General features: G+C 48.0%; 25 protein-coding genes. 10 read left to right on the top strand and 15 right to left on the bottom strand.

Features of this window, described 5'->3' with window-relative positions; genetic code table 11:
• Positions 1-23 precede the first annotated feature (23 nt).
• From EWA64_RS19865 to EWA64_RS19840, 6 genes are all read right to left on the bottom strand, one after another.
• Positions 24-641, bottom strand: coding sequence for a glutathione S-transferase family protein (locus EWA64_RS19865; protein ID WP_061894505.1), 618 nt, complete (start codon positions 639-641; stop codon positions 24-26).
• Between the two features lie 9 nt (positions 642-650).
• Positions 651-1,682 (bottom strand): NADPH-dependent curcumin/dihydrocurcumin reductase, encoded by a 1,032-nt coding sequence (gene curA, locus EWA64_RS19860; protein ID WP_061894506.1) that lies wholly within the window; start codon positions 1,680-1,682, stop codon positions 651-653.
• A gap of 84 nt (positions 1,683-1,766) precedes the next feature.
• The gene (locus tag EWA64_RS19855; RefSeq protein ID WP_061894507.1) at positions 1,767-2,357 is read right to left on the bottom strand and encodes a TetR/AcrR family transcriptional regulator; all 591 of its coding nucleotides are present in this window, start codon (positions 2,355-2,357) and stop codon (positions 1,767-1,769) included.
• 144 nt (positions 2,358-2,501) lie between these two features.
• On the bottom strand, positions 2,502-3,878 hold the full coding sequence (gene dbpA, locus EWA64_RS19850; protein WP_061894508.1) for an ATP-dependent RNA helicase DbpA: 1,377 nt from the start codon (positions 3,876-3,878) through the stop codon (positions 2,502-2,504).
• 163 nt (positions 3,879-4,041) lie between these two features.
• Positions 4,042-4,890, bottom strand: a complete 849-nt coding sequence (locus EWA64_RS19845) for a universal stress protein (protein WP_061894509.1) — start codon at positions 4,888-4,890, stop codon at positions 4,042-4,044.
• A gap of 10 nt (positions 4,891-4,900) precedes the next feature.
• The gene (locus EWA64_RS19840) at positions 4,901-6,391 is read right to left on the bottom strand and encodes a SulP family inorganic anion transporter (protein ID WP_039427345.1); all 1,491 of its coding nucleotides are present in this window, start codon (positions 6,389-6,391) and stop codon (positions 4,901-4,903) included.
• A gap of 522 nt (positions 6,392-6,913) precedes the next feature.
• On the opposite strand from EWA64_RS19840, the gene EWA64_RS19835 reads away from it, so the two are divergent.
• From EWA64_RS19835 to vctC, 5 genes are all read left to right on the top strand, one after another.
• Positions 6,914-7,480 carry a hypothetical protein gene (locus tag EWA64_RS19835; RefSeq protein ID WP_061894510.1) on the top strand — a complete coding sequence of 189 codons (567 nt, stop codon included), beginning with the start codon at positions 6,914-6,916 and terminating at the stop codon, positions 7,478-7,480.
• Positions 7,481-7,680: 200 nt separating this feature from the next.
• A complete protein-coding gene (locus EWA64_RS19830) occupies positions 7,681-8,589 on the top strand; it encodes a siderophore ABC transporter substrate-binding protein (RefSeq protein ID WP_061894511.1) in 909 nt (302 codons plus the stop codon).
• Between the two features lie 22 nt (positions 8,590-8,611).
• Positions 8,612-9,547, top strand: a complete 936-nt coding sequence (gene vctD / locus EWA64_RS19825; RefSeq protein ID WP_061894512.1) for an iron chelate uptake ABC transporter permease subunit VctD — start codon at positions 8,612-8,614, stop codon at positions 9,545-9,547.
• The gene (locus EWA64_RS19820) at positions 9,540-10,490 is read left to right on the top strand and encodes an iron chelate uptake ABC transporter family permease subunit (RefSeq protein ID WP_061894513.1); all 951 of its coding nucleotides are present in this window, start codon (positions 9,540-9,542) and stop codon (positions 10,488-10,490) included. The genes vctD and EWA64_RS19820 overlap by 8 nt, the downstream gene beginning before the upstream one ends.
• A gap of 8 nt (positions 10,491-10,498) precedes the next feature.
• Positions 10,499-11,254: an iron chelate ABC transporter ATP-binding protein VctC gene (gene vctC, locus EWA64_RS19815; protein WP_039427351.1), complete on the top strand. Its 756-nt coding sequence runs from the start codon at positions 10,499-10,501 to the stop codon at positions 11,252-11,254.
• Positions 11,255-11,306: 52 nt separating this feature from the next.
• Here vctC and cueR read toward each other — a convergent pair whose 3' ends face one another.
• Complete coding sequence (gene cueR, locus EWA64_RS19810) at positions 11,307-11,693, bottom strand: Cu(I)-responsive transcriptional regulator (RefSeq protein WP_039427353.1); 387 nt, start codon at positions 11,691-11,693, stop codon at positions 11,307-11,309.
• A gap of 7 nt (positions 11,694-11,700) precedes the next feature.
• A complete protein-coding gene (locus EWA64_RS19805; RefSeq protein ID WP_052072695.1) occupies positions 11,701-12,705 on the bottom strand; it encodes a helix-turn-helix domain-containing protein in 1,005 nt (334 codons plus the stop codon).
• A gap of 128 nt (positions 12,706-12,833) precedes the next feature.
• Here EWA64_RS19805 and EWA64_RS19800 point away from each other — a divergent pair, with 128 nt between their 5' ends.
• Positions 12,834-14,837, top strand: a complete 2,004-nt coding sequence (locus EWA64_RS19800) for a TonB-dependent siderophore receptor (RefSeq protein ID WP_061894514.1) — start codon at positions 12,834-12,836, stop codon at positions 14,835-14,837.
• Positions 14,838-14,896: 59 nt separating this feature from the next.
• On the top strand, positions 14,897-15,187 hold the full coding sequence (locus tag EWA64_RS19795; RefSeq protein WP_061894515.1) for a DUF2218 domain-containing protein: 291 nt from the start codon (positions 14,897-14,899) through the stop codon (positions 15,185-15,187).
• Positions 15,188-15,285: 98 nt separating this feature from the next.
• On the opposite strand, the gene EWA64_RS19790 is transcribed toward EWA64_RS19795, so the two are convergent.
• Positions 15,286-15,534, bottom strand: a complete 249-nt coding sequence (locus tag EWA64_RS19790) for a YgjV family protein (RefSeq protein WP_039427357.1) — start codon at positions 15,532-15,534, stop codon at positions 15,286-15,288.
• A gap of 333 nt (positions 15,535-15,867) precedes the next feature.
• On the opposite strand from EWA64_RS19790, the gene EWA64_RS19785 reads away from it, so the two are divergent.
• Positions 15,868-16,125 (top strand): hypothetical protein, encoded by a 258-nt coding sequence (locus EWA64_RS19785; protein WP_061894516.1) that lies wholly within the window; start codon positions 15,868-15,870, stop codon positions 16,123-16,125.
• A 23-nt stretch (positions 16,126-16,148) separates the two neighbouring features.
• On the opposite strand, the gene EWA64_RS19780 is transcribed toward EWA64_RS19785, so the two are convergent.
• The 3 genes from EWA64_RS19780 to yccS form a co-directional block, all read right to left on the bottom strand.
• Positions 16,149-16,463, bottom strand: a complete 315-nt coding sequence (locus EWA64_RS19780; RefSeq protein WP_061894517.1) for a hypothetical protein — start codon at positions 16,461-16,463, stop codon at positions 16,149-16,151.
• Between the two features lie 79 nt (positions 16,464-16,542).
• Positions 16,543-16,704, bottom strand: coding sequence for a hypothetical protein (locus tag EWA64_RS19775; RefSeq protein WP_167520827.1), 162 nt, complete (start codon positions 16,702-16,704; stop codon positions 16,543-16,545).
• 152 nt (positions 16,705-16,856) lie between these two features.
• Positions 16,857-19,013, bottom strand: coding sequence for a YccS family putative transporter (yccS, locus tag EWA64_RS19770; RefSeq protein WP_139045673.1), 2,157 nt, complete (start codon positions 19,011-19,013; stop codon positions 16,857-16,859).
• A gap of 215 nt (positions 19,014-19,228) precedes the next feature.
• Between yccS and helD the strand changes: the two genes are divergently transcribed.
• Positions 19,229-21,298, top strand: coding sequence for a DNA helicase IV (gene helD, locus EWA64_RS19765; protein WP_061894519.1), 2,070 nt, complete (start codon positions 19,229-19,231; stop codon positions 21,296-21,298).
• Between the two features lie 9 nt (positions 21,299-21,307).
• Here the strand turns inward: helD and EWA64_RS19760 are convergent, their stop codons facing one another.
• From EWA64_RS19760 to torT, 3 genes are all read right to left on the bottom strand, one after another.
• Positions 21,308-21,763 carry a methylglyoxal synthase gene (locus tag EWA64_RS19760; protein ID WP_061894520.1) on the bottom strand — a complete coding sequence of 152 codons (456 nt, stop codon included), beginning with the start codon at positions 21,761-21,763 and terminating at the stop codon, positions 21,308-21,310.
• Positions 21,764-21,978: 215 nt separating this feature from the next.
• Positions 21,979-22,434 (bottom strand): methylglyoxal synthase, encoded by a 456-nt coding sequence (locus EWA64_RS19755; protein ID WP_039442824.1) that lies wholly within the window; start codon positions 22,432-22,434, stop codon positions 21,979-21,981.
• Between the two features lie 52 nt (positions 22,435-22,486).
• A complete protein-coding gene (gene torT / locus EWA64_RS19750) occupies positions 22,487-23,500 on the bottom strand; it encodes a TMAO reductase system periplasmic protein TorT (RefSeq protein WP_061894521.1) in 1,014 nt (337 codons plus the stop codon).
• A 96-nt stretch (positions 23,501-23,596) separates the two neighbouring features.
• Between torT and torS the strand changes: the two genes are divergently transcribed.
• Complete coding sequence (gene torS / locus EWA64_RS19745) at positions 23,597-26,497, top strand: TMAO reductase system sensor histidine kinase/response regulator TorS (protein ID WP_369435838.1); 2,901 nt, start codon at positions 23,597-23,599, stop codon at positions 26,495-26,497.
• Positions 26,498-26,513: the final 16 nt, after the last annotated feature.

Genomic DNA, 26,513 nt, shown 5'->3' with positions numbered 1-26,513 from the left:
TGGCAAAGGCAGTATGTGCTTGGCTACTGGTATTGCAGCTCAAGCGCTTGCGCTTTTTGAAAGCAAGGATGGGCGGCGAGCGTTTCGCCGTAGCGCGCCAGATTCGGGTAGTGCGCCAGCAAACCAAACTGTGCGGCGATCTCAACAATGAACGACATCATGATGTCGGCGCCAGTCAGCTTCTCAGCCACAAGGTAGGTTTTGCCTTGGAGGCTTTGCTCTACGTAGCCCAGTATCTTGCTGATTTCACTGTCTGCATACGGTGCTAAGAACTTGGTTTCTGCCCCGTCTTTGAGGAGAAACACTTTCAGCAGCAAGGGTAACATACCGGAGCTTTCGGCAAAGTGTAACCATTGCAGATACTCAATGTATTCCTTGCTCTCTTTGGCTGGTGCTAAACGCTCGGCGGCGTATTTACCAATCAGATATTCCGTGATGGCGCCGGACTCGGTGATCACTTGACCATTCTCTTCAAGCACCGGCGATTTACCCAGTGGATGGATCGCTTTCAGCTCGGGCGGTGCTAAAAAAGTGACACTATCACGTTGATACGGGACGATTTGATACTCAACGCCCAGCTCTTCCAGTAACCAAATAATGCGTTTAGAGCGGGATTTATTTAGGTGATGTAAGGTGATCATCATCGTCTCCTAGCGTGGTTGATTGGTTTGCACAACCAGCTTGCCGAAGTTCTTTCCTTCAAGCAGGCCAATAAAGGCGTCGGCGGCATTTTCTAAACCTTGTACTAAATGCTCACGATAATGAATCTTACCTTCTGCCAACCACTGTGACATATCCGTGGCAAATTCGCCGTAGCGATGGGCGTAATCATCAAAAATGATAAAGCCTTGCATCTTGATGCGCTTGATCAGCAGTTGTGCCATCAACATCGACATGCGATCCGGGCCTTCAGGCAGTGAGGTTGCATTATATTGTGAAATGAGTCCACACAGAGGCACGCGCGCACCGCTATTGAGCAGCGGTAAGACGGCATCAAACACTTTACCGCCGACATTTTCAAAATAGATATCAATGCCTTTATCACACACTCGAGCGAGCTGCTCGGCAAAATTTGCGGCTTTGTGGTCCAAACACTCGTCAAACCCTAAGGTCTGTTTGGCAAATTGACACTTCTCCTCGCCGCCCGCAATACCAATCACGCGACAGCCTTTGAGTTTGCCAATCTGCCCAACCATAGAGCCAACCGCGCCTGTTGCAGCAGCCACAACCAGTGTGTCGCCCGCTTTGGGCTGACCGATGTCCAATAAACCCATGTAGGCAGTAAAGCCCGGCATACCCATGACGCCCAGCGCGTAAGAGGGATGGGCTGGTGTTTTGCCGAGTTTAATCAAGCCTTCACCGTTGGAAAGGGCGTAATCTTGCCAACCTGTGTACGCCAACACCCATTCACCGACTTCAAATTCTGGATGCTGTGAGGCCTCGACTTGGCAAACAGTACCGCCGACCATCACTTGATCAATCGCCACTGGCTCGGCGTATGACTTAGCGTCGCTCATGCGGCCGCGCATGTAAGGATCGAGTGACAGATAAACCGATCGAAGTAAGATTTCTCCGGCTGCAGGCGAGGGGATATTACTTTCAACTAAGCGAAAGTTTTCCGCGCTCGGTGCGCCCACTGGGCGTGAAGCGAGGACGATTTGGCGATTTGTAGAGAGAGCCATGTCTTTTTCCTTTATATTAGACCAGTCGTCTAGTTGTTGGTTGCAAAAATCCCGTCCACAGTAGGACGGGTTAATACGGATTGGTTACGCCTGACGGCGCAGTATCTGTTTGGTGGAGGCCAAACAGTGTTCTAAATGGTGTTGGTCTTGCATTAATTTATTGAGCAAGCTTGCTCCAAGCCATTGCTGATAGAGCTGCTGCGCGGTGGCTGCGGCATCCGCAACCTCAATAGAGCCATCTTCGATACCACGCTGAATGGCCTCGGCCAAGGTGGCGATCACACGCTGTGCGCCAACAGACAACGCATGGCGCATGCTGTCTGAGAGATCGGACACTTCAGCACTGAGTTTTACCACCAGACAACGGTTGGCGTTGCAAACCCCTTGTTCAACCGTTAACCAGCGAGAAAAGTAATCAAGCAAACTGTGGTAGCCTGATTGCGCGCGGTTGCCGACAATTGCTTCTAACTGCGCAAGATAATGCTGGAAGTAGCTTTCAATTAGAGCCTGACCAAACTGTTCTTTCGATTTGAAATAGTGATAAAACGAGCCTTTGGGTACGCCCGCTTCTTTGAGCAACAGTGAAAGGCCAACGGCGGTGAAGCCTTGGTTAACGACGAGTTGGTAGCCAACATTGAGGATTTGCTGGCGAGTATCGGAAGTTTTGCTATTCATGTTGAGCACTATAGATGAAATTAGACCAGTCGTCTAGTTTGGTATTTGAACAAAAAAGCCAAAGCGACAAGTTAAAAACAAACACCGCCGAAAGGTTCGGCGGTGATGAAAATCAAAACAGGGCAAAAGAGGTCGTTCAGACCACTACTTCATGATGCGGGCTTTAAAATTACGCCCTTTCATTTTGCCATTTTGCAGTTGTTGTTCGGCTTGCTTAACCACAGAATTGTCGACTGCCACATAAGAGACCATCGGCAGGATATTGATCTTCCCGATCAATTTTCCATCAATGCCCGCTTCTTTGGTTAATGAGCCGAGAATATCCCCAGCGCGCACTTTCTCTTTTTTGCCGCCAAGGATCTGAATGGTGCGCATCGCTGGATAATAGGGTTTGTGATTTTCAGGTTGCGGCAACTTAGCCGGGTGCACGTCAATACCCATATATTCTTCAATACGTTCAATGCGATACAGCTCTTTCTCACTGTAAAAGCTGATGGCAATCCCTTTCGAACCGGCGCGACCTGTACGGCCGATACGGTGCACATGCACTTCTGGATCGCGTGACAGTTCGAAGTTGATCACCGCATCGAGGTTATCGACATCCAGTCCACGCGCCGCCACATCGGTGGCGACCAGAATCGAAATGCTCTTATTGGCGAACATGGTCAGCGCACGTTCGCGTTCGCGCTGCTCCATATCACCGTGTAGTTCGATTACGCTGAATTTGCGGTTATGCAGCTCATCCGTCACGTTTTGCACTTCTTTCTTGGTGTTGCAAAAGACCACACAAGATTCTGCACGATGGGTGAGAAGCAATGCTTCCAGCGCATCGTCACGCTCTTCGGTGCTTTCTAGTTGATAGAAACGTTGCTCGATAGTCGATTGCTGATGAGTCGATTCGACTTTGACCCATTTCGGCTGTTTCATCACTTTGGCGGCGATGGTTTCGATCTCGCTCGGGAAGGTGGCGCTGAACAGCAAGGTTTGACGCTGGCTGGGCGCGGCATCGATGATGGCGTCGATGGCATCTTGGAAGCCCATTTCCAGCATGCGGTCAGCTTCATCCAATACCAGCGTATTGAGCTCGTCTAAGTTGATGCGTCCTTTGGACATGTGATCCAAAATGCGCCCCGGTGTGCCAACCAGAATATGGGCGCCATGTTCGAGCGAACCAATTTGCGGCCCCATTGGCATACCGCCGCACAGTGTCAGCACTTTAATGTTGTGAATGCCACGCGCCAGCGTGCGAATTTCGCTGGCGACTTGGTCGGCGAGTTCTCGTGTTGGGCACAGTACCAAAGATTGCACGCGAAAGCGCTGCACATTGAGGTTGCTCAACAGGCCCAAGGCAAATGTTGCGGTTTTACCCGAGCCGGTTTTGCCCTGACCGATCACATCTTCTCCCGCCAAGACCGACGGCAGGCTTTGCGCTTGAATTGGCGTCATCTCGGTGTAGCCTAAAGAATCGAGCGTTGCTAGCAGTTCATCTTTGAGTGGTAAGGTCGAAAAAGGAGTCGTCACGTTGCAAACCTCGCGTGGAAAAAGTGCGTCTTGGGGCGCGTACTATACCGAGTTCTGATGAAATAAAAACAAAAAACGCGTTACAGAACGCATTTTAGTTATTTGGAGAAAAGCGCACGAGAAAAAGAACAAAGCCCTGTCAGAGGACAAGGCTTTGGGGGCATCAACGAATCAGTAACATTGGCACGTGAGATTCGGCCAGCAGCCGAGTGGTATTGCTGCCTAAGAAAAACTGGCGCAATTTAGAGTGGCCGTAAGCGCCCATCACAATCATGCCCAGCTGATGCTGTTGCTGATAATCTAAGATGGCGCGATGAACGTCGCCTTGCAAAGTGGCTTGCGTGACCTCAATGCCGCTTTCACGTAATGTTGCAGCGGCTTGGTTAAACGCTTGCGCTTTATCGTTGGCATCTTCCACCATGATCAAGTGGCAAACCATTCCTGCGAGCAGTGGCGTTTTGAGCGCCTTTTCGACTAATTTCTGGCTGACTTCGCTGCCGTCAAACGCCAGTAAGTAGCTGGTTGGTTGCACAAACTGGCCTGTTGCCACTAGGATATGGGCTTTGATTGAACGAACCACACTTTCGAGTTGTGAACCGATCGCTAAGGTGTCGTTTTTATGCAAATCGCCTGACTTGCCCACCACCAAAACGCGAGTCTCAGCTTCCAAATCCAATAAGGTTTCCAACAAATGACCATGTTTTTGCAGCTTAGTCACATCGTGCAAACCCGAGCTGTGCAGTTGCTCTTGCAGATCATTTAGCAGCGCTTTGCCATGCTGAAGGGCGACTTTAGCGCGCTTTTCATCCAGTTCAATCAGCTCTTGCAGCAGGTGCTCACGGCTGCCAAGGCCGATGTTGCCCGACAGTTCACTCGTCGTTTCTTGCTCTGATTTGTCGAGCACATGCAGCAGGGTGAGCGGGGCATTAAGGCTTTTCGCCGTCCAAGCGCCGAGTTCAGCGACAGACTGCGAGTAAGTTGAACCATCGATACAGGCGATAATATGGGTCATGATGTGCTCCTTAATGTCCGCCCATGAGTTTTTCTACTTCTTCTGGTTTATCGTGAATGCCAAATTTATCCACGATGGTCGCGGTGGCTTCGTTCATGCCGATGAGATTCACTTGGGTACCTTCGCGGCGGAACTTAATCACCACGCGATCTAAAGATGAAACCGACGTGATGTCCCAGAAATGCGCCGCAGAGAGATCGATAGTGACACGCTCCAGTGCCTCTTTGAAGTCGAACGATTGCAAAAATTGATCTGAAGAGGCAAAAAAGACTTGTCCAACAATCTGATAAGTACGCTCTTCGCCGTTTTCAGCCAGTTGGCTTTTCACTACCATGAAACGGCCAATTTTATTGGCAAAGAACAGAGAGGCTAGTAGTACGCCGACAAACACACCGATGGCTAGGTTGTGCGTCACGACCACGACAGCCACGGTAGCGATCATCACAATATTGGTCGACAGTGGGTGGGTTTTCAGCTCTTTGACTGAGCTCCAAGAGAAGGTACCAATCGAAACCATGATCATTACGGCAACCAACGCAGCCATTGGGATCTGTTTGAGCCAATCACTCAAAAACACCACAAAGATGATGAGGAACAGGCCCGCGCAGAAGGTCGACAGACGGCCACGCCCCCCCGATTTCACGTTAATAATGGATTGGCCAATCATGGCGCAGCCGCCCATACCGCCAATAAAACCGGTTGCGATGTTGGCGATACCTTGGCCTTTGCACTCGCGGTTCTTATCGCTGCTGGTATCGGTCAAGTCATCGACAATCGTTGCGGTCATCATCGATTCAAGCAGGCCAACAATCGCCAGTGCAAAGGAATAAGGCAAAATGATCATCAGCGTTTCGAGTGTCATCGGCACATCGGGCCATAAGAAAATCGGCAGAGTGTCGGGCAGCTCGCCCATATCACCAACGGTGCGCACATCAATACCAAACGTGATGGCCACTGCCGTTAAGGAGATGATGCACACCAAAGGTGAGGGGAGCAGTTTGCCGACATATGGTACGTACGGGAACAGATAAATAATTCCGAGGCCAGCGGCGGTCATGGCGTAAACGTGCCAAGTGACGTTGGTCAGTTCTGGCAATTGGGCCATAAAAATCAAAATAGCCAGCGCGTTAACAAAACCCGTGACGACGGAACGAGAAACAAAACGCATCAGATCGCCCAGTCGCAGGTAGCCAGCGATGATCTGAATTACACCCGTCAAGACGGTCGCTGCGAGCAAATATTGCAAGCCGTGTTCTTTGACTAAAGTGACCATAACGAGCGCCATGGCTCCGGTCGCCGCTGAAATCATCCCCGGGCGTCCACCAACAAACGCGATGATCACCGCAATACTAAAAGATGCATAAAGGCCGACTTTCGGATCGACGCCTGCAATGATCGAAAACGCAATGGCTTCCGGCACGAGTGCTAGGGCCACCACAAGGCCTGCCAGCAAATCGCCTCGCACATTGGAAAACCAATCGCGTTTGATGGTATGTAACATGTTCATTCTCTATAAAAGGTTGTCATAAAAAGTGGGGTACAAAGCCATTGGCAAAAGGAATAAAGCAGAGCCGCTCGCTGAGTTTACGGCTTATCTTTTGCTGTGCTTTGTTAAAAGTGTGATCTTAATCATTGCTCGCCCATAGGTCAACCCAATGTCAGAATGACGCTTACGATAGAGTTTAATTAATGTTCTATTTTGTGATTATTGGTTTTTACCGTTTTCGATATGGGAATAATGTAATATTTATCACGAATAAAATAAGCAGGAAATAATTTTAATTTTCCCAATTATATAAGAGAAATCTACTGAAGTGTGTGTGAATATCACTTAAATCACATTAATTAGTCATCGAATGACAATTATAATGCTGACTAGGTCTTAAGAGTGGATATAATGAAGGTTATGAATTTATCTTCATGAAACTTAACGTTTTATGGGCGACCGTAATGTAATTGCATTGCTTGTAATAGTTAAGAAAATATTGAGCCCAATATAACTATAATCACTATGAAATATAAAATGTCCACAACAAATCATCAACAATCGTTTATTCGCTCTTTTTACATCGTCTCTAAGGGGAAGTTTATCACGCTCTATCTGGCTACGTTTGGTCTTTATGGATTTTATTGGTGTTACAAGAACTGGTGGGGGTTTAAAAAAAATAATCAGTTAAGCATATGGTTATTTCCACGTGCACTTTTGGATATTCTGTTTTTTCCCTCGCTGATCAAGCGTATGGTAGCATCTCTTGATCCGGAACTAAGAGTCAGCTATCTCAAAGAGATGGGGTGGCTGGCTAGTCAATACATCGGTTTTGTGTTGCTCGGGCGAGTCGGTGATCGACTCTCGCAGCAAAGTATCGGGCTACCCTCGTCATTTTATCTCAGTATGATCAGTCTACCGTTTGCTTGTCGCGCACTCTATCTTTTGCAGAAGATGATCAATGACATTATGGGCGATACCAAAGGCATCTCGAACTCTCGTCTCAGTTGGATCAATATCTTTTGGATTTCTGCGGGGTTGGTCTATTGGTTGACAGTGTTGATACCACAATGTTTACGTCACACTTTAATTCCCTATAGCTAAGCAACGCATCACTCAGCGAAGAATAGCGATATCAAGGCACAATCAAGGAGCGTAGCTGAGCGACAGCCGCTCCTTTTGTTTACCTTGCAGAGTGGTAAACCGCACCGTTTTATTGAATGGCTAGAGATGAGTTGAATATCCGTGTGACAATCTGTATATTGCCAACGCGCATGATAATCGGTCTCATTAAGGTTAATGATATGAAAAAATACTTAGGCATGGTTTTGCTCACAGGGCTCTTTTCTACAACAGCTCTAGCCCATGACGTCACTATTGAACATCAAATGGGCAAAACCACTTTATCTAAAGTACCACAGCGGGTTGTGGTGATCGGCAACGGTGCACTGGACGCGGTCGACTACTTCGGTATTGAGCCGATTGCGGTGGCGAAAGCGTCGGTGATTCCGAATTACTTGAGTAAATATCAGCAAGCGAAATTTGTTTCTGCAGGCAGTTTTTTTGAGCCGGATTTTGAAACCATCTACATGCAAAAGCCGGATCTGATCATTGTTGGCCCTCGTGCGGCGACTAAGTACAAAGAGTTGTCGGAAATTGCGCCTACGGTGGTATTTGCAGTCGACCAACAACAAGGTTATTGGAAAAGTACGCAGCAGCAGTGGCGTAATCTCGGCCAAGTATTTGCCATTAGTGACAAAGTTGAGCAAAAAATTGAGCAACTTGACCAGCAGTTTAAAGCACTGCACGCTTATAACGAGCAACATCAGAGTGACGCTCTGACAGTGATGAGCTCAGGTGGCAACATCACGGCATTCGGTTCTGAGTCACGCTTTGAAGCGATTTACAAAGATTTTGGTTTCAAAGAGACGGTGGCGGGGCTAAAAACGGGCAGTCATGGTGATCTGGTTTCCTATGAATTTATCAGTAAAGCGAACCCGAGCACGCTGTTTATCATTGACCGAGACAAGTTAGTCAACAAAGGCGAAAGCAAAACAGCTCAGGAGTTTGACAACGCCCTCATCAAGTCGACTAAAGCTTTTCAGGACAAACGCATGACCTATTTGGATCTCGATGCGTGGTACCTTTCGATTGCTGGTGTGACGGCGACCGAACAAATGATCGCTGACATCAAGAAATCTGTGAATCTTTAATCCACACAGGCAGAGGTTAACTTTGAAAAAGTTATTGCTTGTTGTGTTTTTTTGCGCCTTAGCGTCAATGTTTGTTGGAGTGGGCGATGTCTCACTCCAAAAGCTGCTCGCTGGCGATGAAGAAGCCCTCAACTTATTGTTTACCAGTCGAATCCCTCGTTTGCTCGCCATTTTGCTTTCTGGTGCAGGGCTGAGCATCGCTGGCCTAATCATGCAGCAGATAAGTCAAAACCGTTTTGCTGCGCCATCCACCTCCGGCACGATTGAATGCGCCATGCTTGGCTATGTGCTCAGTTTGGTTCTTTTTGGCCATGGCAACAGTTGGCTCATGGTATTTGGTAGCGCCATGGTTGGCACCTTGATGTTTGTCTCTGTCATCCAGCACATTCAGTTTAAGAACGCCGTGTTCGTTCCGTTGGTGGGCATCATTTTCGGCAATGTTATGGAATCGGCAGCCCACTTTATCGCCTACAAATATGATGCAATGCAGAATCTATCAGGTTGGTCTGTCGCGAACTTTGCCAACCTGTTACAGGGCGACTACGAGTTGCTGTATATCGCTGTGCCTGTTGCCATTTTTAGTTATCTCTATGCCACGCGCATTTCTGCCGTTGGCCTTGGAAAAGAGTTTGCCATCAATCTTGGACTCAACTATCAGCAAGTGGTGGTGATCGGTGTGCTGCTGGTGTCAGTGATGACCGCAAGCGTGGTGATGATTGTCGGACAGCTGCCGTTTTTGGGCTTGATCGTACCAAATCTAGTCAGCCATTTTTATGGCGACAATCTGAGCCGCAACATCCCGCTTACCGCCTTGTATGGCGCTTTGATCGTCTTGTGCTGCGATATTATTGGACGTCTGATTATCTTCCCATATGAAATACCAATTTCGATGGTGATTGCCATTCTTGGTGGCGGCGTGTTTATTTATCTATTACTCGGAGGTAAGCAGCGTGTCTGACCGCAGTAAGCTTTTGGTGATGCTGTTCATCGCACTTCTTTTTGCTGCGCTGTTTCTCGGTAAAGGGTTAACGGTGGATAATTATCACTATTTCCTTTCACGCCGTTTCCCTAAAGTGTTGGCGATGATCTTAGCGGGAATTGCGGTAGCTCAAGCCTCTTTGGTATTCCAAACCGTCACACACAACCGCATCCTAACGCCGAGCATTTTAGGCTTCGATAATCTGTATTTGCTCACTCAAACGCTGATTGTGGTCGGTTTTGGCACCGTTAGCCATCTCGTTCTCAATGTGTATTTGAACTTCACGTTGTCCGCCGTGGTGATGGTGCTGTTTTCCATTGCGTTGTTTGGCTTTTATTTTCAACGCGGTGAACGCAACTTGATCACGTTGTTGCTGGTCGGCTTGATCCTTGGTCAGCTCTTTGCCAACGTCGCTGCGTTTTTTATGATGGTGATGGACCCGAACGACTTTGCGGCAGTGCAGGCGAGTATGTTTGCCAGCTTTAACCATGTTGATGGTGGTCTGGTACTGTTTGTCACGCCGATGTTGTTGCTTGCGACCTTCTTACTGCTGAGAATGAGCCATGTGTTGGATGTCTTTTGGCTCGATAGAGACAACGCGGTGAGCCTAGGCATCGATGTAGACCGTGTCACCAAGCGCGTGTTGCTCTACAGTGCGCTGTTGGTTGCTATCTCCACTGCGCTGGTTGGCCCTATCATGTTTTTTGGTTTGTTGGTGACGAACTTAGCGAGGGAGATTTTCCGTACCTATCGCCATACGATTTTGCTTCCAGGGTGCGCGCTATTCGCGGTGTGTGCGCTGCTCGTTGGTCAATGGATGGTGGAGAATGTACTGGCGTTTCAAACCACCTTGAGCGTGATCATCAATTTTATCGGTGGCGTGTACTTTATTTCCATGCTGCTGCGTAACCGTATTGTTTAAGAAAGCTTATGATTACTTTAGAAAAAATCACCAAACATTTTGGTAAACAAACCGTTGTGGATAAGGCCAGTGCGCAGTTTGAAAAAGGCAAAGTTACCTCGATTATTGGCCCGAATGGCGCAGGTAAAAGTACATTGCTTTCAATGGCTTCTAGGCTGACACAGCGCGATGGCGGTTCAGTGTTCATTGATTGCAAAGAGTTGAGTGACTGGGACACCAAAGCGCTGGCGAAAAAATTGGCGGTGTTACGTCAGGCCAACAGCATTACCATGCGTTTTACCATTCGCGAAATGGTCGCTTTTGGCCGTTTTCCCCACTGTGGCGGGCGTTTAACCGCCCAAGATGAACAGGAGATCGATCAAGCAATCGCCTATCTTGATTTGCAAGAGATCCAGCACAAGTATTTGGATGAGCTCAGCGGTGGCCAGCGTCAGCTCGCGTTTATCGCCATGGTCATTGCGCAAGATACCGATTATGTGTTTCTCGATGAGCCACTCAACAACCTCGATATTCGGCATTCGCTGCAAATCATGCGAACGATTGGTCAGTTAGCCAGAGAGATGAACAAAGCGGTGGTGGTGGTTATCCATGATATTAACTTTGCTTCCTGTTATTCAGACAACATCATCGCGCTCAAACAGGGCAAGATTGTGGCAAATGGTCCGGTTGATGAGGTGATCCAAGCGCAGGTTCTCGAACAGATCTACGAAACGCCCTTTCACGTCATTGAGCAGCAAGGCAAACGGATGTGCACCTACTACTGATCTCTGTCCGTGGGTTCAACGCGTTTGAACCCACTCGAACTGAACGCCTAGCTTAGCGCGTCAAATCGTCTAAAATCGGGCAGTGGCTATCAGTATTTCCCGGACAAGCCGTGATCCAACTCTCCAGTTGCTGCTTGATTTCCTGTAAATGGGCGATTTTCTGTTCCACTTCAGCCAGTTTTTCTTTGGTTCTTGCTTTGACTTCGCTGCTCTTTCGCTCAGGATTCTCGGCCAATTGCACAAACTCCTTGCACTCTTGCAGCGAAAACCCTGCCTGTTTAGCACGAGAAATGAGGTTGAGTTCCTGAATGTGTTTTGCCCCATATTCGCGATAGCCTGAATCGCTGCGCAGCGGCGGCGATATCAGCCCCTTCTCTTCATACATGCGGATCGATTTGCTGGATAATCCGGTTAACTTTGCAATTGCACCAATATTCATCGTTACCTCAGGCTGCGCTGTTTCCCTTGATTGTACTGAGTAGCGGTTTTTGTGCAATCTCATTGGGAGTGATGCCAAATGTGCGCTTAAAGGCATTGGTGAAATTGGATGGATGATGGTAGCCCGCCTCATACGCCGCTTCGGTGACGCTGATCAATCCACGTTCTAGCTGAATTTTGGCGATGTTTAAACGGCGATGACGAATATAGCCGCTGATGGTGAGGTTGAGCGCCTGTTTAAAGTGGCGTTGCAAATTGGACACGCTCATGGAAAAGCGTTTGGCTAAGTGAGTCAGGTCGAGCGGCTGGTGCAAGTTTGCATCAATGTAGGATAGGATCTGTTCGATTTTGTGATAGTCATGATGTGGCTCTGAAGTAGGGCGCTCGAAGTTTTGCTCATTCAGTAAATTTAAGCACTGTGCGATCAACAAATGAGACTGGCACTCCAGTTGTAGCTTTTGCTGTAAAGAGTCGCAGACTGGCAGAGCGAGGATGGCGCTGATGGCTTTTGCCATGCTTTCTGCAAAAGGCAGTTCGCAGCAGGCCAAATGATGCGAGAGAAAGTGAGCAATCGGTTCGTCGCCGCTGAAACGGTGCTTTAACCAATCGGGATGAATAGCAATATTAAGCTTTTTGAGCTGATTGTTGGCGAGCAGAGTGCGTCTGAACGTGGTCGGTTGGGCTAGATTGATCACAATCGCTTTCGGCTGTTCAGCAGCACAGAGCTCAAACTCGCGGTTATCAAAACCAAATTTTACTTTGCCGCTAAGCAAAAACACCAAGTTCAGGCATGGCTGCGCGGTTGAGACGATTTCGCTCTCTTTGAGTTCGGTGCTGATACTGCCTTGCAAGGCGATCGCATCTGCGTAGCGGTAGTTGAGAAACTGGCCTTCAACCAGTACCGTATTGGCAGAGTTCCCCTTGGTAATAATTTGTTGTTGACCTGGCTCTCCAATTTGCTCGGTTAGGGCAATTTTTCTTCTTCTTTCTCGATTTCTTACCACTCGCGCCATTTTGACCTTTCCTCATAACTCAAAGGCGATTTTGCATAAGCAAATCCGCTTCCTGTTCATAGAAATGAAACCTATCATAACTGCGAATTATTATCATTATCACACTATTTTAAATTGGAATCTTTTAAATGGAAAAACGTCATAATCGTCAGTTCCGACCTTCTGCTCTTTGTCTGGCAATCGGTCTGATTATGTCAGGGCACAGTTTTGCTCAAGAAAATGCAAGTGATGAACGCGTTGTCGTTTGGGGAACGCACGTTTCCAGCAACACAGAATCGATGGTGTCGGACGACATCTCACTAAAGCAAGCGGATCACATGTCGGATCTGCTGCGCGAGATCCCTGGCGTGGATGTTGGTGGAACGCACTCCGTGAACCAGCGCATCACAATTCGTGGTCTTGGGGAAACGGATCTGGATATTCGTTTGGACGGTGCGTCACAACATGCCAACATGTTTCACCACGTTGGTAACTTAACGCTCAACCCAGACATCTTAAAAGCGGCGGAGATTCAAGTGGGGAACAACTCTGTTGCCCAAAACGGGCTAGGTGGCTCAGTCTATTTTGAAACCAAAGATGCTCGCGATTTGCTGCGTTATGACGATTCGTTTGGCGTTCGTGTGTACGGTGGCTACGCCAGCAATGACAGCCAGCAGAGATCACTGACACTTTACGGCCTGCTTGGTGAGCCGCTTGATTACATGCTCTATGCCAACTATGTGACCCGAGATGATTTCAAAGACGGAAATGGCGACACCACGTTTGGCAGCGCGGGTGATGTTTACAATATTCTCGGTAAGTTAGGCTATGAGATCAGCAATCTGCATCGCTTGGAACTGAGCTACGATTTGTATCGTGATGAGGGCGATTACAGCCCAAGACCTGATATGTCGGGCGGTGCGAACCAAGGCTTGTCTCAGGATAAGTTGATCCCGACGGAGTACAACCGTGATACGGTGACGTTGGGTTATGAACTGCGCGGTGACCAACATCAAGGCAAAGTGACGCTCTACACCACTAAAACCAAAATTACGCGTGATGAATCTGTCATGGCAGGACAATGGCAACTTAACCGAGTTGGCAAAAACTCGGCGGAAAACCAAAACGATGGTGTAAATGCGAAGTTTGTATCGAATTTTGACCTAGCTGAGCGCAGAAATGTGCTGACATACGGTTTTGATTACATGGATAAGACTTCGTCATCGTCTTATGGCGGAAAGCGATTTATGAAAGAAAGTGCCAAGTCTTTCGCCCTGTTTGTGGAGGATCAAGTTTGGTTGACGGAACGTTTCTCCATCACCGCAGGTCTGCGCTCAGACGACTATAAACGTGAAGCAACAACGGGAACTCATAAGTTTGATGATGTGACTTGGGCTCTAGCTACCGAGTGGCAAGCAAGCGACGCTTGGAGCGTATTTGCCAGCACTCGCTCCTTGTTCAAAGGCCCTGAACTGATGGAAACCTTTGTCGCTTTTCAAGACGTTGCTTACCTCGCCGATGATATTAAAGCGGAAACCGGGCAAAACACGCAAGGTGGTGTGAAATTTAATCAGCGTGTCGATAAACACGCGTTCGGCGTCAGTCTGACGCTGTTTAAAACCGATATTGATGACTATATAGCCGAAGCATACGATAAGGCTACAGAGTCATACCTTTACTACAACATGGCTGATGTGGAGATCAAAGGTTTCGAAGCGGCCGTTTCATACGGTTATGACGCTTTCAACGGTAAGCTTTCCTACGCCAAATCTGATATCAAGAACAAACAGACAGGTGGTGTAGTATTAGCGCCAAATCTACGCAGTATGGATGTGGGTGATAGTATCGCACTTAACCTAGATTACTACGCAGCGTCATGGGATGTGCTATTGGGTTGGAGCTCAATGTTGGTACTTGAGGAAGATAATGTCTCGGCTGGCGCACCAGTGAAAGAAGCGTACAACACTCACAATCTCTACGCGCAGTGGATCCCACAGAAAGTCGATGGTTTGACCGTTACCTTTGGTATCGACAATCTGTTTGATGAGACCTACACCTCGCACGCGTCTCGCTCTGGGGTTGCCAGAGGATTTACCTTAGACGACTACGAACCGGGCCGAAACATCAAACTTTCTGCGGCCTACCTTTTCTAACAACCTAAATAACCAACGCAGCTGGGGCAAATCGTGTTGTCCCAGCCAGTGAGCAAAGTATGCTAAAACAACAAACGCGTATTTTCTCTAAGCACGCTGGCAAATATCTGGTGACTCTCTGTCGTCATTTTGCGCGAAAAGTCCCCGCCCAATGGGATGAATTTCAAGGTGAAGTGAATTTCCCTGTGGGCACGTCGTTGATGCAAGTGGATGAACGGACATCGAGCTTAACCATTATTTGTTGTGCTGAAGATGAAGAAAAACTGGAGAGGCAAAAAGCGACGATCGCCTCGCACGTACAGATGTTTTCTCGCCGCGAAGAGATAGAGATTATCTGGCAAGATTGCTAAATCAGCGAGTTATCGAACAATAGCGATAACAACCATGGCTGAAAATAAAAGCCCCTGAACTTGTGTCAGGGGCTTTTCTAATTCGCTTGCCGTGGCCGTTAGGCTTTCTCAGGCGTCAGAGTTTTTTTTTCCTGTTGCATCTTCGCAAGAAAGTACACGTTGACACATGCAATAAAGCCGTTAGTCACAACTACTGGCCATGCATCGATCATCAGACCGTAGGCAGTAAACAGTCCACAGCCGATAAAGTTAAGTACGCGAAGACGTACAATGTCTTTCATCGTTAGCGAAATCGCCACCATGATTGAAGCCGCGTAGCCTAGAATTTCAACCATATTCATTTCCATAATTTGACCCTCTTAAATCTTGCCGAATATGTCGGTACCAATTCTTCTCTTCTTGAGATAAGTGAGGAAGCTCCGTGCCTCGAATGGTCTAATCTTGTTTTCTCTATATTGACTATATCAATGGAAATTCCGTGATGAAAGCCTCAAATCAAGGTTAAGAGAAGGTTAGCGATTACGCAAACGTTTAGAAACAAGATACTCAATAATGGTGCTCAATCCGTGTGGCCATAACCCAAAGGAATAGATAAGTGGATACTATTAGATCGATAGCTAGACAGTGCAGTAGTGAAGAGTATAATTTAATTAACGATAATTATTCTCATTTGGTGTGTTATGTTTTTGCTAATCGCTGCTCTGTTTTCGATCTTATTGGCTTTGAAGCTCAATATTGGTGAAAAGAACATCTTGATCCACTTTTTGCTTAACGTTTTCTTTCTGTTTTGGTTGGGGGAACGCTACGCAATCTTCTATCTACTTTTCATGTTCTTCACCAGTCCTATCCTGATCTCACTGCAACGAAAGTGGGGGGGGACACAGCAGTTGTACGCCTTTGTGCCTATGTTGCTTGCTTGCGTTCTATGGATTGTTTGATGGGGTGAGTGGAATAAAAAACACTAAACTTGGATATCAAGCAAAGAGCCGATGACGTCGTTGTTGCGTTCAATAACCGTCGCGCCGACACGATTATAACGTGCAGCTTGGTTGAGCTTCATCAACGCATCCGTATGATCACCAGAAAAATTTGCTTTGTCTATTTTCCCCTCGGCGGGTTTGGTTTCAGCATCCACCCGGTTAAAAGCAAGAGGATCCGAAGAAGAGGAAGCAGAAGAAGGTAGGCTATTTTTGTTGAGATCTACAGCAGCATCTCCAGCCATCCGATTAGATTGCTGAATCATTTGATATCCTGAGTGAATCCCTGAAATCGCCATTGCGCACCTGACTAAAAACTAATCTGTTAATACAAGGGTAGTGCGATTTGACAAATCTGGCAACTATGCTTAGGCCTCTTTACGCAAAAAGCCTAGCCAGTGCATCACGCTCTTCTCGACTTAGGATATCCGTATTGCGTTTCACTAGTGCCAGTTGAATCTCTCCTTGTAAGCGTTTTAGTTGCAAAGGAGACAGTTTTTTCAACGCATCGCGAAGTTTTTCAAAATCAGTGCTACTCATGTTAACCCTCCGTTTTTCAATGTCCTTTCTGGATAATTGCGGTTTAAGTCAAAAGCATGGATAGCACTATAATTATTGAACAGTGTTTTATTGTCCGAGAAATGTCAGAAAGCGTTTAGGCGAGAGTGAAATTTTTTGCCTTGATTTTCGCCTCACTTATCGACTTGGACGGAAAACTTGTTCGCCAACGAGTGCAGCTCTGACATCATTCGATAAATAAGATGAAGTTGCTGTAAAACCATACGTGCACTGCTCTCATCATCCTCACGCCATTCGCTCAGTCGCTTATCAAGCTCTGCTTCATTGTTGATGTCTAATTCGCAGGATTCGCTATGGTGGTAAAGTTGTGCTTGCAGAGCATCCAAATGTTGATGAATGACGCGATGCGCATCTAAAACCAGTTGATGCGTGGTTTCATCATCTAAGCGCGTGCGATGCGCTCCCAACGCTGAAATGTAGTTGAGCATGGCGTGATTAAGGGTGAGAAAACGAAAACTCTCATCGACCGACGTTTGGTACTTGCCCGGCTCGACCAGCATATTACTGATTGCTGAAGATAAATTGGCATCGCTGTTGTGCGCGTTGCGTCTTGCTATTCGATAGGCCAAGCTATCTTTTTTGCCTATCCGGTATTGACCAATGATTTGCAGCAGATACTGCTTATTTGCTTCCACAGCATCCGCCATTACTTTGTGTAAGCGACGCGACTGCCAATCGGGTAGGATCCAAACCACTGCCGCAACCGCCAGTGCGCAGCCAATTAGTGTATCAGCAAGTCGTGGGAGAACCACGGCATAACCCTCGCCGAGTTGGTTGAAGCAAAACAGAACCAAGAGGGTGATAAAACCGGTGGCAAACCCATAGTTGTTGATGCGAAATGCAAAAAACAGCACTCCAGATACCACGATAAATACCAGTTGGCTCTCTTGCGAAGGGAAAAAAGTAAGCAGGGGTACGCCAATGAGCAAACCAGCAAACGTGCCTGCCACACGAGCTGTCAGCTTCTGTTTAGTGGCACTGTAGTTGGGCTGGCAGACAAATAAGGTGGTCAGCAATATCCAGTAGCCGCGCTCAATCCCCATTCCTTGGATGATACCGTAACCCGCAGTCAGAGCAATTGCCATGCGAATGGCGTGGCGAAACAACATCGAATCGCGGTGCATGTTGGCCTGAATCCGTTGCCACATGGCTTTGAGCGTGTGCGGATTGGTGTCATCTAATACCCCTTCTTCTGGTCTTTCTGCATCGGGGTTATTGATATTGTTGAACTGTTTTTCCACCGTTGCCAAGTTATTAAACAGATAGTTAAGTTGGGCCAGTAACCTGTTCCAAGCAGGATTTTTCTGTTCTTTTAAATAGCCCAATGCGTTTTGCAATTCAGCCAAGGCTAAAATCGACTGTTGGCTGTGAGAGTATTCGTTGCCAAGACGCAGTGATTCGGCGATCTCTCTGCATGCATTCGCTTGGCTTTCGAGTAGATATTTGAAACGGAAGAGAACGTCAGAGCGCTCAAACTGCAGCGCCAGATCTTGATAGCGATAGTGGCTTGAACTGACCCGCTCGTGGATGTCCTGAGCGATAAAATAGATGTTAAGGAAGCGATCGCTTGGTCCGTCAATGTGTCCACATTTTGAACGGCTAAGCAGAGTGGTTTTGCAGTTATTCAACGCCGTTACCGTCAGAGCGTTGAGTCTCGCCGCTTCAATTCGCATCGGCTGCGGAGTGAGATTAGTGACCGGATGAAACAGCTTGGCCTTGGCATCCAGATAATTGGCGAGTTGGCTAAAGACCATCGCCAAACTCTGTTGCACGGGCTGCATTGGCCAGAGGATCTGCCAAATCATCGACATCAGGTAGTACCAAGCGGCACCTGACAGCAATAACAGGGGTTGGAACCAGATATTAGTGCTCTCATGCGCGCCCAGCATGGTATAAATCGCCAGCAGAAGTGAACCAAAAGCGATGCTGGCATATTTGGGCCCCAGCACACCAAGCATGATAAAAGCAAAGGTAGAGATAAACAGTCCGATAGCGAACAGCCAAGGAGTGGCAAAAAGCAGTTCGATGGAAAAGGCCGCGATGGCAAAACAGACAAAGGTGAGGATGAGAGCTTTGAAGCGCCCGCTAAAGCTGTCATCGCTCTCTGCCAGCGCAGCAGCAATAACGCCAAGAATTAATGGGGTTATCAAGGTATGTTGTTGATAATACCAAGCGGGAATCACCACTCCCAGCAGCGTCAGTAGGATCAGCACACTGTAATTAATGGTTTTGTTTGCCCAAAAATGGCGAAGCCGGGATCTGAATTTCACACGTATCCTGTGCATGATTGACTAAAACGAAGTGGTTGTCAGTGTAACAGAACAAAGGTCACGAATTATGACCTAGACACAGAAAAAGTTGCAGTTGCTGGAGAATCCACCAATCAGTGCTTTGGCTGCCAGTGTGGGGATGATTGGCTACATTTTCTAGTGTCATCATGGTATAACCCGAGCAAAGCAAAAATGAGACCGAGAGCAATTTGTCCATGTTACTAACCGCCAATCAGACAGCGCAGTTTTTTATCCAGAATGAGTATCATCATGTTGAATTGAGTGATAACCATCTGCTGCTCGCGTCGGTTGGCAGTGAAGAACATATTCCTTTCACCGTATGGAACGGTCAGGTAAGGGTTCAACGTGGCCTATTTTGGGGAGCGTTGCAATTTTTTGCCCACGAAGTGGATGGTCGTCAACAGAGCTGGCTGGTGCAAGGCTTGCCTTGGCCAGAGTGTCGGCTTTTTGCGCGTCAAGCGGTGAATTGTTATCAAGAGTGGCATAATCAGCAATGTCGCCAGTTGAGCCAGTATCTGCCACATTGGGAAGACGAGTTACACCGACTTGAACATCTTCCGGCTTATCTTCCTCATTCTGCATTAGAGGCATGGGCAAATCAGGTTACCGAGCAACTGACAGAAATGAAAATGTCGCTTGAGGAAGCAACATTGCGTCTTCCTGAACGCGTCGCTCGGCTAGAACAGTGGCTGCGTCACGGCTCTGAAAAATTGTTCGAACGCAATCAAACATGGCTTGAGCGTGAGAGACGCAACTGGGAAGTGCTGTTTAATCAAATTGAATCCTCGCCATTAAACATCTCACAGCAGTATGCAGTCTTGCTTAACGATGATCACAACCTAGTGCTCGCGGGAGCGGGGTCGGGCAAGACCAGCGTGCTGACTGCTCGGGTTGCGTATTTATTGCAAAGTCATCAGGCGAGGGATGAAGAGATCTTGATGCTGGCCTTTGGCCGTGAGGCGGCAGACGAGCTGCGCCAACGCCTGCGGGATAAAATCGGCTTGGCAGCGGAAAAAACCAACGTATCAACCTTTCATCAACTGGGGCTGTCGATTGTCAATCAAGTTGAAGAGACGCCAGTGGAAATCTCCCCGATGGCGTTGGATGACAAATTGCGCATGGCTTGGTGTGTCGACTGGCTGAAGAAGCACTGGATGACGCCGACCAATTTCAAACGTTGGCAGAAACATCTCTCGAAATGGCCTATCGCTTATTTAACCGGTGATGATGAGCTGGGGAGCCATGCTGAAAACCCTAAGTTGCTCTCATGGTTGGAAAATCAAGTTTCACAACTGGCCGCGCTCGGTATTGGCAAAAAAGAGGTACAAGAGCGGTTGGTGGAGCTGGCAGACTATACGCGCTTAAACAGTGAGTTGGCGCTGTGCTGGCCCTGTTACAGTGCTTGGCAGAAAATGCTTAAAGAGAGCAACCAAATCGATTTTCCGACCATGATCAGCCGCGCAACCCGCTATGTGGAACAAGGAAAATTTGTTTCTCCTTGGCGCTTTATTATGGTGGATGAGTATCAAGATATCTCGCCGGATCGTCTTGCTCTGGTGGAGGCGTTGAGTCAACGAACCAATAAACAGCCGGGAGCATCCTTGTTTGCGGTCGGGGACGACTGGCAGGCCATCTATCAATTTGCCGGCGCGAGTGTTGACCTGACAACGGGTTTTCAAGCGCGCTTTACTCACTCGACAGTGCACCAGCTCGACACCACTTATCGATTCAACAATATGATTGGCGAAGTGGCTAACCGTTTTATTCAGCAAAATCCTATCCAACTGAAAAAGCAGTTGAACAGCTTTAAGCAACAAAAGCAGAAAGCCGTTTACACGGCGCCAAGTAACTCAGTAGAAAAGATCCTTGATCAGTTGAATCGTCAAAGTAAAGGCAACAAATCGGTTTTGTTGCTTGGGCGTAACCATTACCACAAGCCCGATCTGTGTGACGATTGGATTAAGCGCTTCACGCAGCTTGATATTCGTTTTATGACCTGCCATGCCAGCAAAGGCAAAGAGGCAGACTACGTGATAATACTGTGCGTCGATGAAGGGCAATTTCCAGCCAAGAAAAAGCAGCTGCACCTCAACAATGCGCTTACGCTGTCTAGTGATGATTTTGCCTATGCTGACGAGCGCAGGTTGTTCTATGTCGCGTTGACCCGCGCTCGGGAGAAAGTGTGGATCACACACAATGGTTCAGGTTCGGGCTTTGTTCAGGAACTGGTTGAGGAGGCTTACCCTGTGATCAAACAGTCCTGATTTTTATCCTTACCTTTGTTGATAGACACAGGTTGGCGTGTCTGGAATGGTGATGGGCATTACTTCACCTAGTTGATGGTTGCCAAACAGCAGATCGGCCGATGACGGATTGGTGGCCACTGGAATGTTCCATACCGTGGCCAACCTGAGTAGGGCAATGACGTCGAATTGATGCGGATGCGCGTCGAGCGGATCCCAGAAGAACACCAAAACGTCAATCTCTCCTTCGGTGATTCTCGCGCCGATTTGTTGATCGCCGCCCATCGGGCCACTGCTCAATCTATCGAGGATCAGTGGTGTGTTGATCGATAAATATTGCGCGGTGGTTGAGGTGGCAACAAGTTGATGATTTTGCAATGCACTGAGATTTCGCTGAACCCACATTAGCAGGTCGTGTTTCATTCCATCATGAGCGACAAGCGCAATACGTTTCTTTGATGGAAGTGTTCTGGTTATCTTTTTCATTATTGGTCCTTTCCTAGCCAAAGCGATGATATGAAAATAATCGCTTAATGCTCATCTTAAGACGTCGTTGATAGGCTTGTTAACTAAATAAAGATAATTTGTTGCAGATGTTTGATGCGCGCCCGTTTCCGATCTCTATTTTTGGGGCCTTAACTCTAAATCATTCAGCAAAAAAAAGCTGCCGTGATGGCAGCTTGGAGTGCGAGCTTCTTCGCTCAGGTTCGTTCGGCAAGGTAAGCCTGATAATCAGGGATCTCAATATCCACTTCTTGCTCTAGCAAAGGCGAAGCGAAGAGAAACTTGGCCGTTGCACGGTTAGTTGCGACGGGAATGTTCCACACGCTGGCAATGCGCAGCAAAGCCTTGACATCAGGATCATGAGGTACAGCGTTCAGTGGATCCCAGAAGAAAATTAGCATGTCGATTTTCCCTTCAGAAATCAGCGCGCCAAGTTGTTGGTCGCCGCCCATCGGTCCACTGATCATGCTCTTGATCGCCAATCCTGTCTCTTTGCTCAACATAAAACCGGTGGTTCCAGTGGCATAAAGAAAGTGGCGTTGCAGCTTTTCTTTGTTTTCCTTTACCCAGCGCAGCAGCTCTGGCTTGCAGTTATCATGCGCAACCAGTGCAATATGTTTGTGTGCGGGCATGGTACGAGTTGTTTTTTGCATCAAAGTTTTCCGTTTGAATGACCCTATTCAGTTTGACCTTATTAAGCATAACTTAGGGTTGGGATTCAACTGCTTTAACGTGAAAAGTCGGCCTGTATGCGGATGGTGATAAAGAGTCTTCAATAGTTGAGATCTCAAGCGTGTCAGGCGTTAACGGTTGAATATCAGGGCTTAACGTTTGCTTATAAGGGACGCTGCGCAAAAATTGCACCGCTTGCTCAACGGATAAGCGACCCTGCTTGACCATTTGGTCGGTCGGGGCGAATTCCACTTTGTGGCGCAGTAAACCGCGATAAACGCCGTGACTCAAATAGGTCGACACCAGTCCTATCTGTTGTGACTTCCCGCTACTGCGTAGTTCACTGATGGCCGCTTCAATCGCGACTGCGCTACCGATTATGTAGTCAATCGTTTGTGTCTCAATCACTTGTTGCACTAAGTTGCGCTGTAATTCTTTGTCATTGTCGGCAGAAAGATGCACCACCACCTTAACATCACTGTCTTGAACGGCGGCGTTGAAGCCTTGCAAGACGGGTTTGGTTCCGCCGCGGTTGTTTGGGCCAAGTAGCAGCGCAACTTGAACCACGCCGCTACCAGCAGGATGTTTTGTTGCTAAATAGCGCCCAGCCTGATATCCCATCCAATACCAATCAACACCAACGCTGCCTTTTAACTGAGGGCGCTGATGCTCATTGAGTACCAGTTGATTGACGGTGGCGAAAACAGGCACGTCGCCACTCCAGCGTTGCAAATCATCGTAAAATGCGTGTGAGTCGACCGTGCCGAGCAAAATAGCCTGTGCACCCCATTGACGGCACTGCTGAATTTGTTGTTGCTGTTTAGCGACATTGGGATAGCCGCCAGATTCCAAAACGCGTAACTCTACATTCAGTCTTTGCGCCGCCAAAACCATGCCGTAGTTGACTGATAGCCAATAGGAATCTTTTAGGTGCGGATAGATGGCGCATAGCTTCTCGCTGGCAATGGCAGTGGAGGAAGTGAGAGTGGCGAAGAAAAGTAAGCCGATAGAGCTTAATGTCGAACTAAGTGGGTTGGTTTTTAACATGCAGCAAGGTCAATGTCAGTGGATTGCGGTAACTTTGCAGAATATAGCGTATTCTTTAGCGCTTACCCAGCCGATTCAGCCATAGGTCTCTTAAGTATGTTACTTACCACTGCCAGTATTGGCCGTAAATTGCTGCTCTCGTTTATTGCTTTGGCGGTGTTAGTGATGATCTCTGCATTGATTGGTGTATTGGGGTTCTCTTTGGTGGCGAAAACTGAGCGCAATGTGGTCGATACCGCCATTCCTGCAATGATAGAGGCGCGTCAAGTCTCCGAACTCAGCTCACGTATTATTGCCTCGGTACAAACCTTGTCGAATGCTAAAAATGAGCCCGAGCGTCAAGCAGCAGGCAAAGTCGTGTTTACCCAGTTAGATAAGTTGTTTTCACATATCAAGACGCTCGGCAGTAGTGGTTCGTTTGACCCTGACTTACTTTTGCGTCTGGAAGTGAACGTGCAGCAGGTTATTGATAACTTGGCGCAGCTAGGACTCTCGGTCGAGAGAAGACTCAAATTGGCCTCGGAGATCGCAGCGCAAGCCGCACAAATGCGTTTACTCAGTAACGAGCTGGAGCAACTGACGCGCACACAAGTGCTCAATACCAGTACGACAGCCGTTGCCAACATTACCCATCTGTACGATCTGCTCTCTGCGGGGGAGCGCGAAGCAATCATCCAAGCGTTGGATGCGTTTGTTGAGGTGGATCTCGATCTTAGCGAGCGTCTGCATGAGTTGCATTTATTGGCGTTTCGCATGCTCAACCAGATTGAAGAAGCGCGCACCTTGAACAACGCCCAACGTATTGATGAGGTAAGCCGTGAGTTTGCCGCCAATCTCAAGCTGATGCAGCGACGGGTCTCCGCGGTGGAAGACCCCACACGTTTAGCGCAGATGGCGCAGTTATTACAGCAACTTGCCGAGCGGAAACATGTCTTTTCCCTACTTTTCCAGCAAGAGGAAAATAATCAGCAGTCGCAAGCACTGATGCTGGCAACGTTGGATCTGTTTACCCAGCTAAACAGCACCGTTAACCACTTGGTCGATGCGTCCAATCAGGCCACAAGCGAAGCGGCGCAAGCGCTCACGCAAACTTTGGATTTTGCCCGTACTTTACTGACGTTCATTTCGTTGTTGGGTTTTGCGATTGTTGTGCTGATCGTTTGGCGTGTGGTGTATGTGTCAGTCGTCAAACGTTTAACCGAGTACTCTGCTGCGCTGCTTGCTGTCGCTCAAGGGGATCTGAATGTCTCACTGCAAGTTCAAGGGCGGGATGAATTGGCGCAAATGGGGCGCGCGATCATTAAAGCACGTGATACCGCCCAAGCATTGAAAACCGTGGCGCAAGGTGAAGCGCAGGCCAAGCGCGAACTGCAAGAGCATAAAGCGCATCTCGAAAAAGTGGTTGCGGAGCGCACTAGTCAGTTGCAGCTCACCAATGAAAAACTCAATAGTGAGGTGCTCAATCACGCAAAAGCACGGATAGAAGCCGAACAGGCAAATCGCGCTAAGTCGGCTTTTTTGGCGACCATGAGCCATGAGATACGTACACCGATGAACGGCGTTTTAGGCACAACGCGACTGCTCATCGATTCGGGGCTCAATGCTACTCAGCGGTATTACGCGGATATCATTGACCGTAGTGGGCATAATTTGCTCACTATTCTCAATGACGTGCTCGACTATTCGAAAATTGAGGCGGGACATTTACAAATCCGTCTTGCGCCTTTTGATTTGCCGCAACTGGTGCAAGATAGTTTTCAATTGATGAAAAGCCGGGCGAAAGAGAAGCAACTGGCGTTTGATTACCACCTTGAATCTGATTTAGGGCGTCACTGGCTCGGTGATGCGACCCGCTTGGGGCAAGTGTTAAATAACTTAGTGGGCAATGCGATCAAATTTACCACCGACGGTGAAGTGGATATTTACGTCTGCCGTGATCCTGAAGATGAAACGCGAGTGCTGTTTGAAGTGAGCGATAGCGGTATTGGGATCGCTCCAGCGGAACTGTCGAGATTGTTTGATGCTTTTACACAGGTTGGGCAAGGGCTTACTCATGCAGGGGGAACCGGATTAGGACTGGCGATCAGTAAGCGATTGGTCGAAGCAATGGGTGGCGAGATCGGGGTGGAATCTCAGCTAAACGTTGGCAGCCGATTCTGGTTCAGTGTGCCGCTCGAAAGCACAGAGGTGCCGGAAGAAAGTGAAACTCGTGCCCAGCCATGCGCGAGCAATGTGTCGGCGACGATTCTTCTGGTTGAAGACAATCCTGTGAATCGCTTGGTTGCGGAGGGTTTTCTACACAGTTTGGGCCATCAGGTATTGGTGGCGGAAAATGGATCAGAAGCAGAAGAGCTTGCGCGGCAGTACGCTTTTGATCTTGCCCTGATTGACATTAACCTCCCTGATTGCAACGGCTGTGATCTTATGCAGCGTCTCAAAAGAGAAGAAGGCAGCTTAAATTGCAACACGCCGATGGTGGCCGTTTCTGCGCATGTTTTTGATGAGGAGGTCGCGCAGTATCTCGCGGCTGGCTTTGATGGCTATCTGGCAAAACCGTTGCAAAAAGAAGCGTTGGCTGAAGAAGTACAACATTGGCTTTACCAGCCCAATGAGCTGAAAAGCCAGTCAGCTAGCGAGGTCATCTCTTTGCTTGATAGAGAAAGTGAATTGCTGAACGTCGAGCTGCTTAACGCGGATCTGCATATTCTTGGGCAAGAAAAGATGGTGCAAATTGTTACCCTATTTACCCAAAGTAGCCAAGAAATCGCGGCTCAAATGGCACAGGCATCGGTTGCAGGCGATGGCGAAAAAATAAAGAATTTAGCCCACAAGCTCAAAGGCAGCGCAGGCAGTTTAGGTCTCACCAGCCTGATGATGCTTTGCCAACAAATTGAAGCTGATATTTCGCCTTTGCAAGCCTATCGAACAGAGCAGCAGACATTGGACACCGTGCTTATTGACAGCATAAGGGCGCTAAATGCACAGTTTGGCCTTTAAAAAAACCTCCGCACAA

This window comes from Vibrio cidicii (assembly GCF_009665415.1).
Lineage (GTDB): Bacteria > Pseudomonadota > Gammaproteobacteria > Enterobacterales > Vibrionaceae > Vibrio > Vibrio cidicii.
The sequence above is the reverse complement of the archived record's forward strand: the minus strand, read 5'-3'. Positions and strand labels throughout refer to the sequence as shown.

Bases quoted from the DNA above. Each gene is read 5' to 3' on its own strand.
- EWA64_RS19855 (WP_061894507.1), bottom strand. From the start codon at position 2,357: ATGAATAGCAAAACTTCCGATACTCGCCAGCAAATCCTCAATGTTGGC.
- EWA64_RS19865 (WP_061894505.1), bottom strand. From the start codon at position 641: ATGATCACCTTACATCACCTAAATAAATCCCGCTCTAAACGCATTATT.
- torT (WP_061894521.1), bottom strand. From the start codon at position 23,500: ATGTTAAAAACCAACCCACTTAGTTCGACATTAAGCTCTATCGGCTTA.
- EWA64_RS19840 (WP_039427345.1), bottom strand. From the start codon at position 6,391: ATGTTACATACCATCAAACGCGATTGGTTTTCCAATGTGCGAGGCGAT.
- EWA64_RS19790 (WP_039427357.1), bottom strand. From the start codon at position 15,534: ATGGAAATGAATATGGTTGAAATTCTAGGCTACGCGGCTTCAATCATG.
- EWA64_RS19835 (WP_061894510.1), top strand. From the start codon at position 6,914: ATGTCCACAACAAATCATCAACAATCGTTTATTCGCTCTTTTTACATC.
- torS (WP_369435838.1), top strand. From the start codon at position 23,597: ATGTTACTTACCACTGCCAGTATTGGCCGTAAATTGCTGCTCTCGTTT.
- EWA64_RS19830 (WP_061894511.1), top strand. From the start codon at position 7,681: ATGAAAAAATACTTAGGCATGGTTTTGCTCACAGGGCTCTTTTCTACA.
- EWA64_RS19755 (WP_039442824.1), bottom strand. From the start codon at position 22,434: ATGCAAAAAACAACTCGTACCATGCCCGCACACAAACATATTGCACTG.
- EWA64_RS19800 (WP_061894514.1), top strand. From the start codon at position 12,834: ATGGAAAAACGTCATAATCGTCAGTTCCGACCTTCTGCTCTTTGTCTG.
- EWA64_RS19775 (WP_167520827.1), bottom strand. From the start codon at position 16,704: ATGAGTAGCACTGATTTTGAAAAACTTCGCGATGCGTTGAAAAAACTG.
- EWA64_RS19845 (WP_061894509.1), bottom strand. From the start codon at position 4,890: ATGACCCATATTATCGCCTGTATCGATGGTTCAACTTACTCGCAGTCT.
- vctC (WP_039427351.1), top strand. From the start codon at position 10,499: ATGATTACTTTAGAAAAAATCACCAAACATTTTGGTAAACAAACCGTT.
- EWA64_RS19785 (WP_061894516.1), top strand. From the start codon at position 15,868: ATGTTTTTGCTAATCGCTGCTCTGTTTTCGATCTTATTGGCTTTGAAG.
- EWA64_RS19795 (WP_061894515.1), top strand. From the start codon at position 14,897: ATGCTAAAACAACAAACGCGTATTTTCTCTAAGCACGCTGGCAAATAT.
- helD (WP_061894519.1), top strand. From the start codon at position 19,229: ATGTTACTAACCGCCAATCAGACAGCGCAGTTTTTTATCCAGAATGAG.
- EWA64_RS19805 (WP_052072695.1), bottom strand. From the start codon at position 12,705: ATGGCGCGAGTGGTAAGAAATCGAGAAAGAAGAAGAAAAATTGCCCTA.
- EWA64_RS19780 (WP_061894517.1), bottom strand. From the start codon at position 16,463: ATGGCGATTTCAGGGATTCACTCAGGATATCAAATGATTCAGCAATCT.
- cueR (WP_039427353.1), bottom strand. From the start codon at position 11,693: ATGAATATTGGTGCAATTGCAAAGTTAACCGGATTATCCAGCAAATCG.
- EWA64_RS19760 (WP_061894520.1), bottom strand. From the start codon at position 21,763: ATGAAAAAGATAACCAGAACACTTCCATCAAAGAAACGTATTGCGCTT.
- curA (WP_061894506.1), bottom strand. From the start codon at position 1,682: ATGGCTCTCTCTACAAATCGCCAAATCGTCCTCGCTTCACGCCCAGTG.